The sequence below is a fragment of the Bradyrhizobium sp. 14AA genome, from assembly GCF_054185205.1.
The window spans coordinates 1-1,010 of sequence record NZ_JAVAYM010000071.1 but is presented as its reverse complement, the minus strand read 5'-3'; the positions used below and the strand labels follow the sequence as shown (position 1 = coordinate 1,010).

At 63.0% G+C, this 1,010-nt stretch carries 1 protein-coding gene; it reads left to right on the top strand.

Translation table 11 applies throughout. The features are described from left to right. Nucleotides 1–8 precede the first annotated feature (8 nt). Nucleotides 9–1,010 (top strand): IS110 family RNA-guided transposase, encoded by a 1,002-nt coding sequence (locus tag RAD15_RS43345; protein ID WP_458184787.1) that lies wholly within the window; start codon nt 9–11, stop codon nt 1,008–1,010.

The window sequence follows — 1,010 nt, the reverse complement described above, 5'->3', positions numbered from 1 at the left end:
GAGCGGCGATTGATCTGGGCAAGAACTATTTTCAGGTTCATGGGCTCGAGAGCGAGGGCGGCCGGTCAATCTCGCGCAAGGTCAAGCGTTCGAAAATGCATGAGGTCTTTTCGCAGATCGAGCCCTGCCGGGTTGGCATGGAGGCCTGCGGTTCGGCGCATTATTGGGCTCGCCAATTGGTCGCGATGGGACACGAGGTCGTTCTGATCCCGCCGGCTTACATCAAACCCTACGTCAAGCGGGGCAAGAATGACGCGGTTGACGCGGCGGCGATCTGCGAGGCGATGTCGCGACCGGATATGCGCTTCGTACCGATCAAGAGTGCCGACCAGCAAGCCGTTCTGATGCTGCACAAGACCCGCGAGCTGCTGGTCAAGCAGCGCACGATGGCGGTCAACGCCCTGCGCGGCCACCTTGCCGAGTTCGGCATTGTCGCTGCCAAGGGCATCGGCCGCGTCGATGAACTGTTGGCGCAGGCGAAGGCTGATGCTGCACTTCCGCCCATTGCCGCGGCTGCAGTGGCCTGCATCGCTCAACATCTGGAAGGGCTCGACCTGTCGATCGCGACCGTGGAAGAGGAACTCGCCAGGGCGCACAAACAAAATCCGATCAGCCGCGTGCTCGACGAGATTCCCGGCGTTGGGACCTTGGTTGCGTCGGTGGTCGCGGCCAGTGTCCCCGATCCGGGCGTGTTCAAGTCGGGGCGCGACTTCGCGGCATGGCTCGGCCTGACGCCTCGGCAAAATTCGAGCGGCGGCAAGGAGAAGCTCGGCGCAATTACCAAGCAAGGCAACCGCTACATCCGCAAAATGCTCGTCACGGGGGCGACCTCGGTGCTGCGTGTCGCAGGCAGGCGCAAAGGTGCTTTCGCCGACTGGATCAACGCGCTGCGAGCCAGGAAGCCCGAGCGGCTGGTCGCCGTGGCTCTCGCCAACAAGCTGGCAAGGATCTGCTGGGCGGTCATGACCACGGGTGAGGGCTTCCGTACCGACACCTATGTCAAGGCTTGA